General features: G+C 44.9%; 23 protein-coding genes. 9 read left to right on the forward strand and 14 right to left on the reverse strand.

What is annotated here, in order from left to right; translation table 11 throughout:
- The 8 genes from C5470_RS08680 to C5470_RS08715 all read left to right on the forward strand — a co-directional run.
- A partial coding sequence (locus C5470_RS08680; RefSeq protein WP_422631060.1) for a bacteriophage T4 gp5 trimerisation domain-containing protein occupies positions 1–683 on the forward strand: 683 nt, incomplete at its 5' end.
- Entirely contained in the window at positions 676–1,509 is an 834-nt protein-coding gene (locus tag C5470_RS08685; protein WP_166287846.1) for a DUF4123 domain-containing protein, read from the forward strand. The genes C5470_RS08680 and C5470_RS08685, both read left to right, overlap by 8 nt.
- 33 nt (positions 1,510–1,542) lie before the next feature.
- On the forward strand, positions 1,543–1,812 hold the full coding sequence (locus C5470_RS08690) for a type VI secretion system PAAR protein (RefSeq protein WP_152964176.1): 270 nt from the start codon (positions 1,543–1,545) through the stop codon (positions 1,810–1,812).
- A gap of 9 nt (positions 1,813–1,821) precedes the next feature.
- Positions 1,822–3,411, forward strand: coding sequence for a hypothetical protein (locus C5470_RS08695; protein WP_166287849.1), 1,590 nt, complete (start codon positions 1,822–1,824; stop codon positions 3,409–3,411).
- Positions 3,408–4,328: a hypothetical protein gene (locus tag C5470_RS08700; protein ID WP_166287852.1), complete on the forward strand. Its 921-nt coding sequence runs from the start codon at positions 3,408–3,410 to the stop codon at positions 4,326–4,328. The genes C5470_RS08695 and C5470_RS08700 overlap by 4 nt, the downstream gene beginning before the upstream one ends.
- Positions 4,329–4,398: 70 nt before the next feature.
- Positions 4,399–5,994 carry a hypothetical protein gene (locus C5470_RS08705; protein WP_166287855.1) on the forward strand — a complete coding sequence of 532 codons (1,596 nt, stop codon included), beginning with the start codon at positions 4,399–4,401 and terminating at the stop codon, positions 5,992–5,994.
- Positions 5,991–6,911: a hypothetical protein gene (locus C5470_RS08710; RefSeq protein WP_051477439.1), complete on the forward strand. Its 921-nt coding sequence runs from the start codon at positions 5,991–5,993 to the stop codon at positions 6,909–6,911. Before C5470_RS08705 ends, C5470_RS08710 begins: the two co-directional genes overlap by 4 nt.
- A 70-nt stretch (positions 6,912–6,981) precedes the next feature.
- Positions 6,982–7,422 (forward strand): hypothetical protein, encoded by a 441-nt coding sequence (locus C5470_RS08715; protein ID WP_036849044.1) that lies wholly within the window; start codon positions 6,982–6,984, stop codon positions 7,420–7,422.
- 1,212 nt (positions 7,423–8,634) lie between these two features.
- Here C5470_RS08715 and C5470_RS08720 read toward each other — a convergent pair.
- From C5470_RS08720 to fliF, 14 genes are all read right to left on the reverse strand, one after another.
- Positions 8,635–9,042 (reverse strand): cytidine deaminase, encoded by a 408-nt coding sequence (locus C5470_RS08720; RefSeq protein ID WP_036849046.1) that lies wholly within the window; start codon positions 9,040–9,042, stop codon positions 8,635–8,637.
- A 120-nt stretch (positions 9,043–9,162) separates the two neighbouring features.
- Entirely contained in the window at positions 9,163–9,945 is a 783-nt protein-coding gene (gene fliR, locus C5470_RS08725; protein WP_036849048.1) for a flagellar biosynthetic protein FliR, read from the reverse strand.
- A 2-nt stretch (positions 9,946–9,947) separates the two neighbouring features.
- Entirely contained in the window at positions 9,948–10,217 is a 270-nt protein-coding gene (gene fliQ, locus C5470_RS08730) for a flagellar biosynthesis protein FliQ (protein ID WP_036849050.1), read from the reverse strand.
- 20 nt (positions 10,218–10,237) lie between these two features.
- Positions 10,238–10,954, reverse strand: a complete 717-nt coding sequence (gene fliP / locus C5470_RS08735; protein WP_110742948.1) for a flagellar type III secretion system pore protein FliP — start codon at positions 10,952–10,954, stop codon at positions 10,238–10,240.
- A gap of 49 nt (positions 10,955–11,003) precedes the next feature.
- Entirely contained in the window at positions 11,004–11,456 is a 453-nt protein-coding gene (fliO, locus tag C5470_RS08740; RefSeq protein ID WP_036849052.1) for a flagellar biosynthetic protein FliO, read from the reverse strand.
- Between the two features lies 1 nt (position 11,457).
- Positions 11,458–11,877 carry a flagellar motor switch protein FliN gene (fliN, locus tag C5470_RS08745; RefSeq protein ID WP_021324075.1) on the reverse strand — a complete coding sequence of 140 codons (420 nt, stop codon included), beginning with the start codon at positions 11,875–11,877 and terminating at the stop codon, positions 11,458–11,460.
- The gene (gene fliM, locus C5470_RS08750; protein WP_021324074.1) at positions 11,870–12,874 is read right to left on the reverse strand and encodes a flagellar motor switch protein FliM; all 1,005 of its coding nucleotides are present in this window, start codon (positions 12,872–12,874) and stop codon (positions 11,870–11,872) included. The genes fliN and fliM overlap by 8 nt, the downstream gene beginning before the upstream one ends.
- Before the next feature lie 5 nt (positions 12,875–12,879).
- Positions 12,880–13,356 (reverse strand): flagellar basal body-associated protein FliL, encoded by a 477-nt coding sequence (gene fliL, locus C5470_RS08755; RefSeq protein ID WP_046976465.1) that lies wholly within the window; start codon positions 13,354–13,356, stop codon positions 12,880–12,882.
- A gap of 191 nt (positions 13,357–13,547) precedes the next feature.
- Positions 13,548–14,852: a flagellar hook-length control protein FliK gene (locus C5470_RS08760; protein ID WP_166287858.1), complete on the reverse strand. Its 1,305-nt coding sequence runs from the start codon at positions 14,850–14,852 to the stop codon at positions 13,548–13,550.
- The gene (gene fliJ, locus C5470_RS08765) at positions 14,849–15,295 is read right to left on the reverse strand and encodes a flagellar export protein FliJ (RefSeq protein ID WP_166287861.1); all 447 of its coding nucleotides are present in this window, start codon (positions 15,293–15,295) and stop codon (positions 14,849–14,851) included. Before fliJ ends, C5470_RS08760 begins: the two co-directional genes overlap by 4 nt.
- 44 nt (positions 15,296–15,339) lie before the next feature.
- Positions 15,340–16,704: a flagellar protein export ATPase FliI gene (fliI, locus tag C5470_RS08770; RefSeq protein WP_166287864.1), complete on the reverse strand. Its 1,365-nt coding sequence runs from the start codon at positions 16,702–16,704 to the stop codon at positions 15,340–15,342.
- Positions 16,704–17,408, reverse strand: a complete 705-nt coding sequence (gene fliH / locus C5470_RS08775) for a flagellar assembly protein FliH (protein WP_166287867.1) — start codon at positions 17,406–17,408, stop codon at positions 16,704–16,706. Before fliH ends, fliI begins: the two co-directional genes overlap by 1 nt.
- Positions 17,401–18,393, reverse strand: a complete 993-nt coding sequence (fliG, locus tag C5470_RS08780) for a flagellar motor switch protein FliG (RefSeq protein WP_166287870.1) — start codon at positions 18,391–18,393, stop codon at positions 17,401–17,403. The genes fliH and fliG overlap by 8 nt, the downstream gene beginning before the upstream one ends.
- Positions 18,390–20,093, reverse strand: a complete 1,704-nt coding sequence (gene fliF / locus C5470_RS08785) for a flagellar basal-body MS-ring/collar protein FliF (RefSeq protein ID WP_166287873.1) — start codon at positions 20,091–20,093, stop codon at positions 18,390–18,392. The genes fliG and fliF overlap by 4 nt, the downstream gene beginning before the upstream one ends.
- A 284-nt stretch (positions 20,094–20,377) precedes the next feature.
- Between fliF and fliE the strand changes: the two genes are divergently transcribed.
- Positions 20,378–20,689, forward strand: a complete 312-nt coding sequence (fliE, locus tag C5470_RS08790; RefSeq protein WP_166287876.1) for a flagellar hook-basal body complex protein FliE — start codon at positions 20,378–20,380, stop codon at positions 20,687–20,689.
- The last annotated feature ends 10 nt before the right edge of the window (positions 20,690–20,699 follow it).

Below are 20,699 nucleotides of genomic sequence, written 5' to 3' on the forward strand. Positions count from 1 at the left end.
GTCAGGAAGTGCTGGTGGATTTTTTGCATGGTGACCCGGACCAGCCGATTATTATTGGGCGCACCTATCATGCCAGCAATATTGTGCCGAACCCGTTACCGATAGCAAAAACCCAGATGTCAATCCGCTCAAAAACCCATAAAGGAGAGGGTTTTAATGAACTGCGGTTTGAGGATGAAAAAGATCGGGAAGAAGTCTTTATTCACGCCCAGAAAAATCTGGCGATTCAGGTGCGTAATTCCCGGGATGAAAAAATTAATTACAACCGCACAACCGCGATTGGACATGATGACGAACTGGCCATTGCCAATAACCGTAAAGTGACTGTGGAGGGGCAACAGGACCATAAAACCACTGGTGATTACATTGCTCAGGTTGACGGTGATAAATCCTTGCAGGTTAAAGGCGATGTGATACAGAAAATACAGGGCGTATTCAGTATCGATACCAATGATGATATCACGGTAAAAAGCGACGGCAAAATCACCCTGAAAGTGGGTAATAGTTTTATCGTTATTCATGCGGGTGGTGTGGATATTAAAGGCCCGTCTATTAACCTGAATTCGGGGGGCAATCCCGGCGTCTTATTACAACCGGTTAATCCTGCTATTTTGCAAAGTGCCGCTCATGCCGGTTCGATGTTTGTTGCACATTGTCCGATGGAGAAAAATCACAATGGTTAAAGAAAAGCTGTATGCCGTCGTTGACGCTGCAACAGAATCGAGGTTGCTGCTTATATTGGGGCATTTTAAGCCCCCTTACACCTGTCTTTACGATGAATCTTTATCGCCTGAATTGCTTAAGGTTGCGCCTTATTTAGTCGAGGTAACAGAAAAGTTCAAACTCTATTTGGAGGAGTGGAAAACGCCCTGGGGAATTTACTTGAGTACTCAAGCGGATATGAAAACATTACGTCGGCATCTGCGTAAGCATTTACAAGTATTATTACCCGGTCAGAATAAACCGGTTTTTTTCCGGTTTTATGATCCGCGCAATATCTGGGAATTTCTCAGTGTTCTGAGTGACTGGGAAATTCACTGCTTTATGGGACCGATAGATAAAATTGCCACCAACTATCAGGGTAATATTCAAAATCATGATTTTCTCGCTGCCAGAGAACATTATCCGCAAGGTGCCAGCAATAAAAGAAAGCTATTGTCGATTACGTCAGAACAACTGGAAAAGATTGATGCTGCTTTTGCTGAACGTTATGTACAGACATTAGTGGCATCAGTAATCGAGTGGGAAATTATTGAGGGTTTTGATTACGTTGGCTATATCCGGGCACTGGTTACCGAGTTAAAAAATATCGGTATCACGGATGATCACAGTGTCCGGGGAATACTGAAATTATACTTCTCACAAAGATATCGATCTGTTGAAGAATCGCCCACACGCTACAAACGCATCTTGAATAATATCTATGAGCCGGGGCATCTGCGGGCTGAAAAACTGTTATTTCAGGAATTAAGTGATTCATCATCACCTTGGTTCCAATTTAAAGACTAATTATTTTAACCTCGTGAGAGATGAGGAGGGAATATGGGTAATGCGGTAAAAATCGGTGATATCGGTACGGCGCATGATGATTGTCAAGCAACGCCGATTATTTCGGGATCTGTCAGTGTGAAAGCCGATGGTATTCCTCTGGCTCGTCAGGGGGATATTTTGGCGCCTCATTCATCCCATTCACGAATAATTGCCGGTGGCTCCAGCACCGTTTTTATTGACGGTAAACCTGCTGCAAGAACCGGTGATGCGGTGAGTTGTGGCGGAATAGTGATTGGTGGTGGCAGTGTCAATATTGGCTAAGGAAAAAACATGCTCTCAGTTAATATGAAAAGTGCCGTTTGCGATTGTAAAATCCCGGACCCTTGTATTCATAAATTAACCTTAAAAGTCGGTAAACGGGTTTTTATTTATAACCAGATTGAACCGATAGGGGATATTTGGGTGGTTGATGAAGCCGACGGTATTCCCGTGACGATTTCCCTGGTGGGAAAACGGTGTGTATCTGATAATCCACACTGCCCGAAAGCGATTTTTTATAGCCCGGATAATCCGGTGTTTCAGTTTCATGAATTGGCTAAAAATCCGATAAAGGGGCCGGGTACCGAGGATGAAATCTGTTTTTCCCGCCACACCATACCGGTCGATCCGATAGAACATGATCCGCTGGGCTTTATTGCATCGTCCCTGTTTCAGCAGGGGGAGCTGAGTCATTTGCCCCATACCGATTATATTCTTGAGCTGACGCAATGCTACGGTCAGCCTTTTGTTACGCGTTCATTTTCATTGGCGGATGATAAGATGAAAGCGTTGTTATTGGGCCCGGTCGATGCGCTTTACACGACAATTCATGTTTTGCCGCAATATGAATGGACGCTGGATGTGACGATAGGGGCGGAGCAGGCAGTCCGGGAAAGAAGTGTGGCGGAAAGAAAAGCGGAGGCGCTTGCGGCGAGGAAGCAAGTCAATCCGCAGGCGAAAAGGCCGGGTGAAAACTGGCATAAACGCACCGCCGGTTATGCATTAACGGATACGTTAACTATCGAAGGGCGTTTTGCTTACACCCTGGGCCCCTATTCCCGCACCTTTACGCATGAGTTGGAAGAGGAGTTTAAAACAAAACGCAAGAAACTGGGGTTAGTGAATAAAGGGCTTCAGGCGGTTGATACGCTGCAAAAACTGTTTTCCAGTGAAGGCAGCCAGGAAATAAAACTGCTGGAAATGGAAATCCAGACGCCGGAAATAAAATTAAGCGGCGGCAGTAAACTGGTGAATGCCACGCATGGCAATGAGGCCTATTTTGAGCAGGCGATTTCGGTGGAATTAGCGCCGCTGATTGGGATGAAATTGCGGCTGGATTTAATTCAGGCATTTGCCACGGAATTCGGTGTTGAGAAGTTAATAGCCTTAATTCGTGAGCAGGGATTAAAAGGAAAGGCGGCGGTAGACGAAGGGCGGGACGGCGCTTATCTGGGGGCGCAATTAGATATGGTACTGGAAGGGGCGTTAAACCTGTCGTTTAAATATGCCAGCAATGAAGAGCGGGAGATGGAATTCCAGTTGGGGGATATGGTCAAAGGTACGTTGGCGATTAGTGCGGAAACGAATATTCAGGCGGGCTTTAAATATTATCTGGTGGAAGGGTATTTTAAAGCCGGTGCAGATATTGAAGCGGAAGGGTGTTTTGAATTGGATAAGCAGGATAATGGATTATATCTGGTGTTTTTCCATGAGGGGATTGTTGCCAGTTATTATGTGGAGTATGGGGCAGGAGTAGTACCATCTGAAAACAAAGCAGATAATTTTAACCAAAAGAATGGTAATAAAAAACAAAAAAAGTGGGAGATATATCCGAAGTTACCAAAAGAAAAATCGACATACAAACTGAGGATATCGCAATGAGAAAACTAATTTTGTTTTTTATGGCTTTATTTTTATTATCAGCTTATGGGAAAAATACGATGGATAAAGTTAAATATATTGCTTACTTAGAATCGAATAGAGTGCTTTGTAGATTCAAAGTAAATGAAATTACCACTTTAGATAATTTTAGTTCTATATCTGGTACCATATCGACCGGATATAACATTGCACTGCTATTGCAAAACGGTAAAAACATTCTTAGTCTTGATATGGGGCCATTAAGTGCCCGGGATGATAAATATGTTTATAAAGAAAGAGATGCAGAGTGTAAGGTCCGTTTGGTGAGGATAACTCCTTACCAATCCGATGAAGTCACGAATATTATTACCAGTGTGGTAGATAAAAACGGCATATTGGAGCCTAATAGTATTCAGTCGATTAATTTTAATACTGATACTGCGCAATCTAGTAAAATTACTGAGAAAGAATACCCTGGCGAGTTTTATTATCATACGGAGCGGACAATTATACTGAATGATCTACCTATTTGGGCCTGGACGACGGCTACTTCCTTGCCGGAGACAGCGGCAAGTACTGAATTGGTTAAAAAAGCCTATGAAGATATCTGGCAAATAATGAAAAATAAAGATTTGGCTGCTTTACAATCGGTAGCCAAATTAATGTTGTATGAACATGCCCAGGCTAATGATAGTACAGAACAGAGTTATTTTGATTCTCTGGATTTTAAGGATGATTTTAATAACGGTTATCAAGCAGTGCCGATAGACTGGAATAAATATAAACTAGCGCGTTATATGGAGGGGAGGTTATTTCGGTTTGAAGTTGAACATGGATCACCATCCCCATTATTAATTAGGGATAAGGATGGTAAGAATGGACGAACATTTAGTCCGTTTTTTTCTTTGATTAATGGAAAAGTAGTTATTTCAAGGTAACTATGGTTTCTTTCAGATAATTCAGTATTAACTGTTTCCGGCAATTAATACTGAGAGGTAAGGAAAAAACATGCTCTCAGTTAACATGAAAAGTGCTGTTTGCGATTGTAAAATCCCGGACCCCTGTATTCACAAATTAACCTTAAAAGTGGGTAAACGGGTTTTTATTTATAACCAGATTGAACCGATAGGGGATATTTGGGTGGTTGATAAAGCCGACGGTATTCCCGTGACGATTTCCCTGTTGGGAAAACGGTGTGTGTCTGACAATCCACACTGTCCGAAAGCAATTTTTTATAGCCCGGATAATCCGGCATTTCAATTTCATGAATTGGCTAAAAATCCGATAAAGGGGCCGGGTACCGAGGATGAAATCTGTTTTTCCCGCCACACCATACCGGTCGATCCGATAGAACAGGATCCGCTGGGCTTTATTGCATCGTCCCTGTTTCAGCCAGGGGATCTGAATCATTTGCCCCATACCGATTATATTCTTGAACTGACGCAATGTTACGGCCAGCCTTTTGTCACGCGCCAATTCCCATTGGCGGACAATAAGGTGAAGGCGTTGTTACTGGGCCCGGTCGATGCGCTTGACACGACAATCCATGTTTTGCCGCAATATGAATGGATGCTGGATATGACGATAGGGGCGGAGCAGGCAGTCCGGGAAAGAAGTGTGGCGGAAAGAAAAGCGGAGGCGCTTGCGGCGAGGACGCAAGTCAATCCGCAGGCGAAAAGGCCGGGTGAAAACTGGCATAAACGCACCGCCGGTTATGAATTAACGGATACGTTAACTATCGAAGGGCGTTTTGCTTACACCCTGGGCCCCTATTCCCGCACTTTTACGCATGAGTTGGAAGAGGCGTTTAAAACAAAACGCAAGAAACTGGGGTTAGTGAATAAAGGGCTTCAGGCGGTTGATACGCTGCAAAAACTGTTTTCCAGTGAAGGCAGTCAGGAAATTACACTACTGGAAATGGAAATCCAGACGCCGGAAATAAAATTAAGCGGCGGCAGTAAACTGGTGAATGCCACACAGGGCAATGAGGCGTATTTTGAACACGCGGTTTCGGTGGAATTAGCGCCGCTGATTGGGATGAAATTGCGGCTGGATTTAATTCAGGCATTTGCCACGGAATTCGGTGTTGAGAAGTTAATAGCCTTAATTCGTGAACAGGGATTAAAAGGAAAGGCGGCGGTAGACGAAGGGCGGAATGGGGCTTATCTGGGGGCGCAATTAGATATGGTGCTGGAAGGGGCGTTAAACCTGTCGTTTAAATATGCCAGCAATGAAGAACGGGAGATGGAATTTCAGTTAGGGGATATGGTCAAAGGTACGTTGGCGATTAGTGCGGAAACGAATATTCAGGCGGGCTTTAAATATTATCTGGTGGAGGGGTATTTTAAAGCCGGTGCGGATATTGAAGCAGAAGGGTGTTTTGAATTGGATAAGCAGGATAACGGGTTATATCTGGTGTTTTTCCATGAGGGGATTGTTGCCAGTTATTATGTGGAGTATGGGGTGGGCGTAGCACCATCTGAAAATAATGGTAAGTCTATCGGATCAGGAAGCAATGTGGATAATAAGAAACAAAAAAAATGGGAGATATATCCTAAACTGCCAAAAGAAAAATCGACATACAAACTGAGGCTATCGCAATGAATAAAGTTATTTTGTTTTTTATGGCCTTATTTTCATTATCAACCTATGGGAAGAATACGATGGATAAAGTTAAATATATTACTTATTTAGAAACAAATCAGGCATTTTGTGTACTGACAGTCAATGGGATCTACACTTTAAGTAATCTGGGCTCGATCAGCGGTACTATATCAACTGGCTACAATGTTGCAGTGATATTGCAAAACGGTAAGAACGTTATCAGTCTTGATATGGGGCCATTAAGTGCCCGGGATGATAAGTATATTTATAAAGAAAAAGATGCGAAATGCAAGGTCCGATTGGTGAGGGCGACTCCCTATGATTCTGATGAAATTACTAATATTGTCACCAAGGTAGTAGATAAAGATGGAATATTAAAACCTAATAGCATGCAGTCTGTTAATTTTAATATTGATACTGAGCAATCCAGTAGAATTACGACGAAAGAATATCCGGATAAATTTTATTATCATACGGAACGGACAGTGACATTAAATGATCTGCCTGTCTGGGCCTGGACGACGGCTACGCCTTTGCCGGAAACGGAAACAAGCACGGAATTGGTTAAAAAAGCCTATGAAGATATCTGGAAAATAATGAAAAATAAAGATTCGGGGGCTTTACAACATGCCGCCAAAATAATGTTGTATGAGCATGCGCAGGCTAATGACAGTACGGAACAAAGTTATTTTGATTCTTTAGACTTTGGGAGAAATTTTGATGACGGTTATCAGGCTATACCGATAGACTGGAGAAAATATAAGTTAGTGCGTTATCTGGGGGGGCGGTTATTCCGTTTTGAAATTGAAGATAGTAATAATTCGCCATTGTTAATTAGAGATAAAAATGGTGAAAACGGTCGTACATTTAGCCCCTATTTTTCTTTAATCAATGGAAAAGTGGTTATTTCAAGATAACTATGGCCTTTTTAAAATAACTCAGTATTAACTGTTTCCGGCAGTTAATACTGAGAGGTAAGGAAAAACTATGCTTTCAGTTAACATGAAAAGTGCCGTTTGCGATTGTAAAATCCCGGACCCCTGTATTCATAAATTAACCTTAAAAGTCGGTAAACGGGTTTTTATTTATAACCAGATTGAACCGATAGGGGATATTTGGGTGGTTGATGAAGCCGACGGTATTCCCGTGACGATTTCCCTGGTGGGAAAACGGTGTATGTCTGACAATCCACACTGCCCGAAAGCGATTTTTTATAGCCCGGATAATCCGGTGTTTCAGTTTCATGAATTGGCTAAAAATCCGATAAAGGGGCCGGGTACCGAGGATGAAATCTGTTTTTCCCGCCACACCATACCGGTCGATCCGATAGAACATGATCCGCTGGGCTTTATTGCATCGTCACTGTTTCAGCCAGGGGATCTGAATCATTTGCCCCATACCGATTATATTCTTGAGCTGACGCAATAATTGTCATCGGCTTTATTCTCTGATTTTGGTATTTTATTTTGCGATAATTATCAGGACATAAATAAAGCCTTTTTTCTATCTAAAATAACAGGTTGGCGCTAAATATCCTGTTTATGAACGAATGCTAATCATATCTACTTTTTATCTTTACTGTCGCTGTTTTACCAGCAGTTTTAATAAATCACCATCCTTTATTTTGTCTTCATAAATCAACAAGTAAATAGCTTGATGATGTAAAAATATCCCTTTCTATTTTTTTCAATAATCAATCCTTTTTTCAGAGCTTAAATCCTGCCAGATTAACCATTTTATCTCTTTTTTATTGCGTTATTTTTACGATTTTCTTCATAAAATAACCAGTGGGAAAGCACCTTAATCCCCATCTATTTGGGTAATATTGTTTTACATGCAGATTTATTTTCAACTCACTATTAATGGTTAATGATTTCCGATTAAATGCTATTAACTCTCCTTATGAAATATTTTACCAAGTTAAATCTGCCCTTGATATAAAAATTTAATACTTCTGTATTTGCACTTTTAAATGATTATGGCAGGTTAGGTAAATGTAAAATAAATGAAGTATAAAACCGCTGATAAATAAATTAATATGGCAGGAAAAAAGTTAAATCCTACCTTGGGTTTTATGACAGGTAGGTTTTAATCTGTTATTAAAAGTCATTCTTTTAATTTATGGTTTTAATCGGTATAACGTTTTTACCGTTGTTTTTACCATTTTTAATACCTGATTTTTGTGAAGTTTAATCATCATCGGTTATTGTATTTTAACTTTTAATCAACGCTAATCATATCCGATTTTTATCTTTATTGACGCTGTTTTACCCGCAATTTTAATAAATCACCCCCTTTATTTTGTCTTCATAAATCAGCCAGTAAATAGCCTGATGAGATAAAAATATCCCTTTCTGTTTTTTCCAATAATCAATCCTTTTTTCAGAGCTTAAATCCTGCCAGATTAACCATTTTATCCCTTTTTTTATTTCTTTTCAGATCCCTGCTAATGGTTAATGGATTTCGATTAAGTGATTCAACAATGAAGCGTGATGAACATGTTTAACCTGCCATAATCATTTAAAAATGAGAATACAGAGGTATTAAATTTTTATATCAAGGACAGATTTAATTCAATAAATGCAACTTTTTAAAAGGAGAGTTAATTGCATTTACTCTACGAATCCAAGATCTTCTAATTTAGAGAATTGCTCCATTAACGGCTGACCAATGATAAGGTTGCAATTCACGTATTGTTTTAAATAATAACGCGTTTTTATCATTAGTCACAGCCACTTTAACTGAACCGCCCCAATGAACCAAACGTTCTTGACATATTCCGCAGGGTGTCAAAATGATATATTCACAATCGGCATCCTCACGACAGAGACATAAGGAGTGTGTGACCGCTTCATTAAGTTTATGTGCCTCCAAATAGGCACCGACTTCCATACAAAGGGATAACGCGTCATTTTTGGTATCAGGCGCAATACTGGTTAAAATCTTACCCGATTCTGTCCGTACTGCGGCTGCGCCACCCCATCCCTTTGGATATCGTTTTTCAATTAAGCTAATCGCGGCGTTATATAACTCTTGTTCTATATTCATTAATTTACTGCTCCTGAACCATTAACCTATTTTATTTTTCTGTTTTAATAACACCGTTGGAAATAAAATTTTACAGTATTAAATAATAGGATTTATACAGTATATAATACTTATAGTTTTTTAAATAACCATGCCACTGATAATTATCGCCAGCCGATTAAACAATTCACTGAACAGACGCTCAGAAAATGGCGCCAGCATGGGGATTAAAAGTGTCAGTACCAGGATACCGGTAGTGAGCGTTAGCGGAAAACCAACCACAAAGATGGAGAGTTGTGGTGTCATACGGTTTAAGATCCCCAATGAGAAATTCAGCGTTAATAGCAGAGTGATTAATGGTAGAGCCAGCATCATGCCGTTGATAAATATCATGCTGGCGCTTTGTGCCAAGAGCCAAAATCCTTGAGCACTGAGTTGCAATGGCTGTACTGGTATAACCTGGAATGTATCCGCCAGAACGGATAATAGCCACAGATGGCCGTCAAAAGCCAGAAATAGCAGTAAAGTCAAAAGGTTAAAGATACGCGCCAGAATGGGCATATTAGGGCCGCCGGAAGGGTCAAAAAAGGTGGCGAATGAGAGGCCCATTTGTAAGCCAATGATTTCACCTGCATGACGCACTGCGGCAAAAGCTATTTGCATGGTCAGGCCGAGTGATGCGCCAATCAGGATTTGCTGGATAATCACCCAAAATCCGGCGACAGAGAAAATAGGCACTTGCGCAGGTTGCAGGTTTGGCATTAAGAGCAGCGTTACCATCACTGCTAACCCGATCCGAACTTTTTTAGGGGCCTGTTTTTCACTGAATAATGGCGCGGTACTGAACAGCGCAAGGACCCGGACCAGCGGCCAGAAAAATTCACTGATAAACTGGATCAGCATTTCACTGTCAAAAGAGATCATAATCAGCCGATTATCACGGGTATGCTGCTGTAGAGTCCACGCATGTAGTCCAAAAATAGATTCAGCATCCAGGGACCCGCGATAACTGTAGTGACAAATACCGCCAGAATTTTGGGGATAAATGACAGCGTCATTTCGTTAACCTGTGTCGCGGCTTGTAATAAGCTGACAATTAAACCGCATAATAAAGCAGATAAAAGCAGCGGTGCAGCCAGCGCCAGTGCGATTTTCATTGCTTCTGTACCCAGTGCCATTACCGATTCAGGAGTCATAATGTTTGTCTCTTTTCAGGTCAACCGTAGAAACTTTGTGCCAAAGAACCCAGCAATAATTGCCAACCATCAACCAATACAAACAACATAAGTTTAAAGGGCAATGAGATTGTCGCGGGTGGCACCATCATCATTCCCAGCGCCATCAAAACGCTGGCGACCACCAAGTCGATAATCAGAAAGGGGATGAACAGGGTAAAACCAATCTGGAACGCGGTTTTTAGCTCACTGGTAATAAATGCCGGCATCAATACCCGCATAGGAACTGACTCTGCTGTTTCAAAAGGGGGTTGGTCAGCAAGGCGGGCAAACAATGCTAAATCGTTTTCCCGTGTCTGACGTAACATAAATTGCCGTAACGGCTTGGCGCCATTTTCTAAAGCGGTTTCCAGGCTGATTTTATCTTCACTGAAAGGCAGATAAGCATCCTGATAAACTTTATCGAAAACCGGCGACATAATAAAAAAGGTCATAAATAGTGTCAGCCCCAGTAAAACCTGATTGGGCGGAGCCGATGGGGTGCCTAATGCATTACGCAGTAAACCCAACACAATAATAATGCGGGTAAAACTGGTCATCATGAGTAAAGCCGCAGGAATGAAACCCAGCGCGGTAATAAACACTAATGTTTGAACCGGCAGGGACCAGCTTTGTCCGCCATTAGCCAGCGGTTGGCTGATAATCCCCGGCAGCTGTGCCGCGACATCCATGGGTAAAATCAGCGCAGTGAGTGCCATTGCCAGGCGGCATGATAATGGGAATTTATTGCCTGTCATAAAGAAAGAACTACTTTTTTTCATCGGCCTTGCCTTGTCGCATCAGGGTATTTTTGAGAATCTGACCAAACAGTGCCGGTTTTATGGGGTGTCCTTCGGGGTTATCACCGTTGGATTCAGGTATTGGCATCTGATGTAACAAATTAATCTGCTGGGCAGTAACACCTAATACTAACCAGTCATTTTCGACCTCCACAATGACGACACGTTCACGTTGCCCAAGTGAACAACTGGCTTTGATACTGAGTTGTTGCTGTGTTTTTCCTTTGCCGGAAACCAGCCCCATACGGCGTATCAGCCAGGTGAGGGTGAAAATCAATAGCAGGACACCCGCCAATGCACTGCTGATCTGCATCAGTGTCTGACCGGCGGGAATTGGCGCAGAAGTGGCTACCTGAGCAACCGCTTGGGTTTGCGCGACAGGTTCTGCCGCGCCATGATGAAGAGAAGGCTGGAAAGCCATATTAGCGACTCAAGCGACGCATACGTTCGGAAGGGGTGATGATATCGGTGATACGGATGCCGTATTTATCCGATACAACCACAACTTCACCCTGCGCAATCAGGTAGCCATTGATTAAAATATCCAACGGTTCCCCGGCAAGGCCATCAAGAGAGACAACGGAGCCTTGAGACAATCTCAGCAGTTGTTTGATCGTCATTTTTGTCCGGCCCAGTTCGACGGATAATTTGACCGGAATATCCAGAATCAGGTCGATATCCGATAAATGAGCCAGTGCATCCTGAGGCTCCAGAGATTCAAATATTGCCGCGCTGCTGTCAGAGGTTTGTTGTTGCGCGGCCTGTTGTTCCAGCGCTTCTGCCCACATATCTTCGGCAGACCCGGTTGAAGCGGTATCTGTGGGTTGTTTAGCGTCACTCATTGGGCTGTTCCTCATCCAGAGCATTTAAAACAGGGTTAATAAGATGTTCGACACGCAGGGCGTATTGCCCGTTTAATGTTCCGTATTGACTGGTGAGCACCGGCACACCATCGACGTGAACGATCAAGCGTTCGGGTTTATCAATAGGTAATATATCGCCCGGCTGAAGTTGCAGAATTTTTGATAGCCTCAGCGGGATGTCAACAAAGTTGGCGACCAGCTCCAGTTCTGAATGCTGAACCTGTTTTACCAGGCTTTCCCGCCACAGACTGTCTTCTTGGCGGACATTTTCCAATGGTGGATTGGTCAGGCGTTCCCGCAGGGGTTCGATCATGGCAAACGGAATACAGATGTTAAACTCACCACTCAACGCGCCAATTTCCACCTGAAACGGTGTCGTAACTACAATATCGTTCGGTGATGTGGTGATATTGGTGAATTTCACCTGCATTTCAGAGCGGATATATTCCACTTCAATTTTGAAAATGGAATCCCAGGCATCACGGTAGGAATCCAGCGCCATACGTAACATCCGGTTAATCACCCGTTGTTCCGTATTGGTGAATTCACGGCCTTCTACTTTGGTCGGGAAACGTCCATCACCACCAAACAGGTTATCTACCGCGATGTAAACCAGGCTGGGGGCAAATGCAAACAGTGCGGTTCCTCTCAACGGTTTCAGGTGAACGAGGTTAAGGTTGGTCGGCACCGCCAGGTTACGGGCGAATTCGTGATAAGGCTGAATTTTTATTGCTCCGACGGTAATGTCAGGACTACGGCGGAGCATGTTGAACAACCCCATCCTAAAATGACGGGCAAAACGTTCGTTAATAATTTCCAGTGCTTGCAGACGTTCCCGAACAACACGGCGTTGGGTATTGGGATCGTAAGGGCGAACCTCGTTTTCCCCAGACGCGGTGTTTTCTGCGTCGTCAATGGCACTGTCGCCATTGAGCAGAGCATCAATCTCGGCTTGTGAAAGAATATTGTCACTCATGGTGATTATCGCAGAATAAACGTGGTAAACAGCACATCGGTGATGACCTGATCCGGCTCACCTGGTACCAATGTTGGGCGCAGCGTTTGCTTGATATCGTTCATCAGACGCAATTTGCCGCTGTCGTGAGCCAGATCCGCTGATTTCTGGCGTGATAGTAATAACAACATACGGCTACGAACTTCCGGCAGATACTCATGGAAGCGCTTGCGGGTTTTTTCATCGGTTAAACGTAAGGTCACGCCGATATAGAGCACACGGTCAAAGTGATCTTCATTGTCAATCAGATTGACGGTGAAAGGTTCCAGAGTCATAAATACAGGGACTTCTATGATTCGGGGTGCTTCAGAGTTACTCTCTTTTGCCTGCTTAAATGTCCACCAACTGTATCCTCCGATGGCGGCACCGATAACGGCAATCAGTACTAACAGTATCATCCAAAATGGATTTTTGCGTTTACGCTCGTAGCTATAGTCAGACATGGACAGACAAGTTCCTGTTTTCGTTGCGGACAAGTGTCCACTCATTCCGTGGCGGACCTGCTTATCCATCAATATCGATAATAATTATCCCGCGTATTTCCGCTGGCAATAGCCGGAACAAACGGAGAAAAAACCACTAACTCATTCGTTTGTTGTGAGTCTTGTTTACTACGGATAAATCCTTTTTATTATCAGGCGAAAATATCCACACCTCCACGGACTGACGCCAGTTGGTGAGGTGTTAAACGTATTGTGGATTCGTTAGCCGAATGGTTTTCTGGTGTGGCGTCCGTGCTATGACCGTCAGTTCCGCCTGAATTTTGTGAACCAGAACGCTGTTCTTGTTGCCACGGGTTGGCGTTGTCACTGCTGACATTGCTTTGGGTAAGTTGAATTCCACTTTCTGCTAATGCATGACGAAGCCCAGGTAATGCAGCTTCCAGGGCTGCCCGAACATGACTGTGAGCAGATGCTAAATGCAATTGCGCCTGATTGTCTTCAACAGACATACGAATTTGTAATGCACCCAGCTCTTGTGGATGCAGGCGCAGCTCTGCTTGTTGTAAGCCATTGCGGTTGAACAAGATAATCTGTTGGTTTAATTGTTGCTGCCACTCTTCACTACCCAACTGCGCATTCAGCAAAGGTGTGGAGGCGCTGGATAACTGAAATTGGGCCGTCTGGTTGTGCCCTGCGGAAAGCAGAGGAGATGCGGTTACTGAGGGAGCTTGTCCGGTTTGCTGATGCTCAGCTGCTACGGTAGCGGGCTGAATTTCAGTCTGAACGGTGGTCTGGATCAACGCAGATTCACGTGAATGACTTTGAGGTGCATTTTCATGTTGAATAGCGACGGTAGGGATCTTTGGTTTTATCTGAGAATTCTGTACTAATCCGTTTTCAGGTTTTATTTTAAAAAGACTTTCAAAACTTTCCGTTTTTTCTTCATGTCTTGGCTGTTCTGGCATGCTCTTTAGAAGATTTTCCTCCGTCGGTAATCCTGTCATTACCGATTCTTCAGCGATAACTGGACGGTTTTTATCACTATTTTTGTCACTATGTTTAATCAGTTCGGTTGGTTGTGGATTATCTTTCTGATTTTCTGACCTGATGGTTAATTTGGATAATTGTACGGGTAAATTTGCCGCCAACTCTTTTGCTGACATGAGCTTTTCATCAACAGGAGCTGGTTGTTTGTCTGCCTCTGCTTTTACATTCAGAGGAATCAGTGAGGAGGCGATAGACTCCGCTGGAATTTCATTTGAGACAGATGATACAGATAATAATGGCGATAACCCGTTGTCTGTTTCATCCGTGATCTCTTTTCCGTCTTTGGATGACACTTTTCCCGGTTTGGTCATACCTTTCTGTGCCGGCTCGGTTTCCAGATTAAGAAACTGAGCAAAGGCAGAAGGCTGATCAGCGTCAGTGAGTGGATCACTGCGCGTTTGCTGATTTTCTGCCGGTTTCAGGTCAGCAGGCAAAAGAGTGATATTCATAATCTATTTCTCCGTTGTGCACTACGTTGGGCATACTCATCCATCTGTTTTTGCTCCGTTCTGTTCTGTTGTAATCTTCGGTTGTTATCTGCCCGTTGTTGCAAAGTATCAAAAGCATTGAGACGTTGTTGCTTTTCCTGCCACTGTGATAAAGCGGTCTCAAGCCGCTGTTGCCATTGATTGAGCTGCAATTTGTGCTGTTCAATCGCTTTTTCCAGCGTCTTCATGAATTGCTGGTAGTTTTGCCAGGTTGTACACGGCATTCCGTTACTGAGCGTGTCGTTCAGGCGCATCCGGTACTCATCCTGATAGCCCATCAGCGTTGTAAGTTGTTGCTCCATTTGCTGAAGGTTCTGACGAACTTGTGCAAGGTGAGTGGCGGCTTTCTCCACCGCATGTTGTGCAAGTTCACGCAAGGTCATGAGAGGTGATTGTTGCTGCATCTTATTCCTCGCTTTTTAATGGCAACATACAGAAAGTCGTTACGTTATAGCGGTAACAACTGTTGTAGTTGAATACAGGCCGCTTCATATTCACTACGTTCTTCAATATCTTGTAGTAAAAATTGTGCCATATAGGGATAAAGTTCAATCGCTTTGTCCAATAGCGGATCATTGCCCGCAGAATAGGCACCGACATTAATCAGATCACGGTTACGCTGATAACTTGCGAGCAGTTGTTTAAACTGCTGTACCCGCCGATAGTGCTGTTTATCAATTAATGATGTCATGGCGCGGCTGATAGAGGCTTCAATATCAATTGCCGGGTAGTGCCCTGATTCCGCCAGAGATCGGGAGAGCACGATGTGACCATCCAGAATCGCCCTGGCAGCATCAGCTATTGGGTCTTGCTGATCATCACCTTCGGTCAGTACGGTGTAAAACGCGGTAATCGAACCGCCGCCGTTCACGCCATTCCCGGCCCGTTCCACCAGTGTTGGAAGTTTGGCGAAAACTGAAGGCGGATAACCTTTGGTCGCCGGTGGCTCGCCAATGGCCAAGGCAATTTCACGTTGAGCCATACTGTAGCGAGTTAATGAATCCATAATCAGTAATACATGTTTACCCCGGTCACGAAAATCTTCGGCGATCCGGGTCGCGTAGGATGCGCCTTGCATGCGCAATAAAGGTGAGATATCGGCAGGCGCTGCGACAACCACTGAGCGGGCTAAACCGGCTGTACCAAGGATGTTTTCAATAAAGTCTTTAACTTCGCGGCCACGTTCACCGATCAAGCCAACGACGATCACATCGGCCTGTGTATAGCGTGCCATCATACCAAGAAGAACGCTCTTACCCACCCCGGAACCGGCAAATAACCCCATTCGCTGGCCGCGTCCTACCGTGAGTAAGGCGTTAATCGCCCGTACTCCCACGTCCAGTACGTCACTGATCGGCGTACGTTGCAGAGGATTGATTGGCGGTGTGGTGAGTGAGGCGCGATAGCCGGTATCTGGTGACGGCAAGCCATCCAGTGGGCGGCCGGCACCATCTAAAACCCGTCCTAATAGTTCTGGGCCAAGAGGCAGCTGGCGTCCGCTACCGCAATCTTCACTGTACGGTCGGGCATAAACCCGTGCGCCGGGTACAATACCTTCCAGATCTTCAAGCGGCATCAGTAAAAGTTTTTCGCCATTAAAACCAACGACTTCACTTTCAACCTCTTCAATATTGCCGCCATTTTGCCGTTCAATCAGGCAGGTTGCTCCCAGAGGCAGATGTAAGCCCGTTGCCTCCATGACCAGACCTGTCGCTCTGGTCAGACGGCCATAACGACGAACCGGCGAAGTCTTCTCCAATTTTTGCTCAAAAGCATCCAGTGTTGCCAGCCAGCGCCCGAGTCTTGCCGTCATTACAATTCCCCCGGTGCTGCCAGCCGGCATAATTCATGCCAGCGCGTCGCCAGGCTAGCATCCAGATCACCTTCATCTGCACTGATTTTACAACCACCCGGATGCAGCTTGTTATCTGCCAGTAAACGCCAGCCGTGTAATGAGAGCGTATTGCCTAATTGTTGTTCAATCATTGGCATGTCGCGAGAATGAACCCGCAATTGAGGTTTACCACTTAACATCGGTTCCTGTTGAATAAATTCACGGATCTGATTGAGCAGGGCAGTACCATCACAAATCGCAGGCTGACCTAAGATCTGTTTTGCAGCGGTCAGTGACAATTGCATCAAGCGGGATGCAATGATCGTGTCAAGCCCTTCCAATGAATGCTGGAAATCGGCCAGCAGATTTTGCCACTGCTCTGTGATAGGTTGCTGCTGCTGACTTGCGTCCTTTAATCCCTGTTCCAGACCGGCTTCTAAGCCGGATTGGTATCCTTTTTCATAACCTTCTGTCTGGCCTTCGGCAAATCCTTGTTCATGGCCTGCCTGCCGGGCCTGTTCTTTCAGGTTATCCAGCATTGCTGCTTGTTGAAGGATTTCATCACGCCCGGAAGTTTCCGGTGAGTCATCAGTAGGCTCTGGTTTAGCATGCAGTTTTTCCCACTGCGTGAGTTCATTAGGTTTCCAGGGTTGCCAGCCAGCATTGTTCAACTTATCAGACATAGCTATCGTCACCACCGTTCAGGATAATCTCGCCGCTTTCTGCCAGACGACGAACAATAAGCAAAATGGCTTTCTGTTCGCTTTCCACTTGAGACATACGTACCGGACCTCGGTTTGCCAGGTCGTCACGCAAAATCTCTGCGGCACGCTGAGACATATTGTTGAGGAAGTGATCGCGTAGTTGCTGGTTGCAGCCTTTCAGTGCAATAAGCAGGGAGTCGGTGGTGATTTCCTGCAACAGACGCTGGATACTGCGATCGTCCACATCGACAAGGTTTTCGAACAGGAACATTTCATCAATGATTTTTTGTGCCAGTTCGTTATCGTAGGCGCGCATTGCTGCGATAACATTTTCTTCCTGCTGGCTTTTCATCAGGTTGATAATCTCAGCCGCAGTCCGAATACCGCCCATTTTGCTGCGCTTGAGGTTCTGACCATCTAACAGATTATTAAGGACTTCTGTCAGTTCAGCCAGCGCAGTCGGTTGTACACCACCGAAAGTGGCGATACGCAGCATGATGTCGTTACGCAGTTTGTCATCAAACAGCGCAAGAATATCGGCTGCCTGCCCACGATTCAGATGAACCAAAATGGTGGCGATAATCTGTGGGTGTTCTTCACGGATCATATCGGCTGCCATTTGTGGCTCCATAAAGTTGAGGGTCTCCATACCGGTAGTGGTTTCACGGGATTCGAGAATATCCTCAAGCAGACTGGAAGCGCGTTCTTCACCCAGCGCTTTAATCAACACCGAACGCAGATAGTCACTGGCATTGATACTCAGTGCCGCATACTGGCCGGCATCCTCTTCAAATTCAGCTAAGACATCGACCAGTTGCTGGTTGGAAACCTGGCGCATACCCGCCATGGTGATGCTGAGTTGCTGGACTTCCCTGGAGTTCAGGTGTTTAAACACCTCGGCCGCCTGATCTTCTCCCAGGGTCATTAACATGACGGCGCTTTTTTCTGTTCCGTTCAGGCTCATTGTTCGTTACTCATCCATTGACGGATCACCAGCGCCACTACGCGAGGATCTTTTTCTGCTAATTCGCGGATACGTTGGCTTTGAATTTCAGCACTGACCCGTTGACGTGTTAGTCTCTGGCGGGTTCTGTCATCCATTTCTGCGCTGGATTCAGTCACTTGTCTTTTCTGCACTTTCTGTGCTTCAAGTGCGGCTTTATCTGCGGCCCGTTTTTTGGCGAGTTGAGGAACCACCATTTTGCGCCACAGGAGCCAAGCCACCAGTATCAACAGAAGGTAACGACCAAAATCAAAGGCTTTTTCCAGCAGAGCAGGGTTCTGCCATACCGGAATCACTTCGATATTTTCTTTGCTTTCAGTAAATGGTGTATTGACCACATTTAAACTGTCGCCACGTTCTTTGGAAAAGCCCATGGCTTCTCTGGTCAGCGCTTCTATTTTCGCCAGTTGTTCCGGTGTCAGCGCCTGAGTTTCCGGGCCATTTTTGCCGTCGACCGTGACATAATTGACCACAACCGCCACAGATAAGCGTTCAACACCGCCGGCTTGCTGCTGTACATGGCGAATAGTCCGGTCCACTTCGTAGTTTGTGGTTTCGTCACGGCGGTTATTGCGATTATTGTTCACCACGCGCTCGTTATTGTTACCAGCGGATGATGTTTTCTTATCGCTCTTGTCGTTTTTATTACTCTCTTTGGTATTCGGCTTATCAATCGGCGCACTTGGCGGAGGGCTGGGTTGATTGGAAAGCGCGCCAGGAATGCCACCAACCAGAGAACCACCACTTTGCTCGCTTTCACTTAACTGTTTCGAGCGAACCGCTGCCTGATTAGGTGGCTGATTAGGTTTATATTCCTCTGCGGTCTCTTCACGGCGGGAAAAATCTACCTGGGCAGTCACTTGCGCGTGAACATTACCACGACCGACAACCGGGGTCAGAATGGCTTCAATACGATGCTGGAAGCGATTTTCCACTTCCTGAATGTATTTCAGCTGACTGGTGTTCAGATCGCGTCCAGTGGCATCTGCTTGTGTTAACAAGCGTCCGGTCTGATCAACAATGGTGACGTTGCCGGGAGGTAAACCAGCGACACTGCTGGAAACCATATGGACAATGGCGTTAATCTGGCCTTCATCCAGTGAACGGCCTTGCAGTAGTCCGACCGTAACCGATGCGGAAGGCGATTTTTGTTCACGGACAAACAGGGAAGGTTTGGGTAACGCCAGGTGAACACGGGCATTTTGCACCGGTCCCAGTGATTCAATGGTCCGTGACAACTCACCTTCCAATGCTCTTTGGTAGTTAACCTGTTCACTGAACTGGCTGATACCAAATTTCTCTTTATCAAGCAGCTCAAATCCAGCGGCACCACCTTTAGGCAACCCTTGTTGTGCCAGTCTTAGCCGTGTCTCATGGACCTGCTCGGCAGGGATCATGATAGCAGCGCCGTTTTCGGCAAAACGGAACGGAATATTTAATTGGGTTAGTTGCGTGACAATATCGCCACCATCTTTATCGCTCAGATTACTGTAGAGCACCCGATAATCGGGGCTGCGTAACCACAAGAAAAGGGCAATGACAATCGCGACGGCTGCGCTGCCTGCAACTAATAATGGTACTTTAGGATCAGCTTTTATCCGGTTAATGATAGCACTGAAACCGTTAGTTTGATTTTCAACGTCGGTTGTTGCGGCACTCATAGACGATCCTTGCCTTGCTGTTCAACATGAATACTAAAAGCGTGGCGTAACAAAACAGACTCCCCATACGCAAGCGAAAAAATTTTTCCTGTTTTCAGTCTTGTCATTATTCGCTGTTCACTCATCTTTTAATGGCGCAATAAGCCCTGACTTTTTACGTTAATTACCCGCTTTAGATTGAAGGGGCTATGTTAGGGTGGCAGCGTGAAAATATGCCGTATAAAACTTTGGTTAATATGGCATTGAATTGCGTAGGGTATAAGGTGGTTTAACACGAGGTTTTTATGTCAATTCAGGCAATTGAAGGAGTACTGCAACAGATGCAGGCTCAGGTATTACAGGCGGCAAGTATCGCAAAACCCATGCCATTGCAGGGGGGATTTGCCAGTCAACTGACGGCGGCGGTTGGTAAAATTAATCAGACACGTTTACATGCCACGAAACAGGCACAGGATTTTACCCTGGGTGTACCGGGTATTGAACTGAATGATGTGATGGTGGATCTGCAGAAATCCAGTATCTCCTTGCAAATGGGCGTTCAGGTGAGAAATAAGCTGGTGGCTTCTTATCAGGAAATTATGAGTATGCAGGTGTAGGAATATTAAC

This window comes from Photorhabdus stackebrandtii, assembly GCF_011189495.1.
GTDB classification, from domain to species: Bacteria; Pseudomonadota; Gammaproteobacteria; order Enterobacterales; family Enterobacteriaceae; genus Photorhabdus; species Photorhabdus khanii.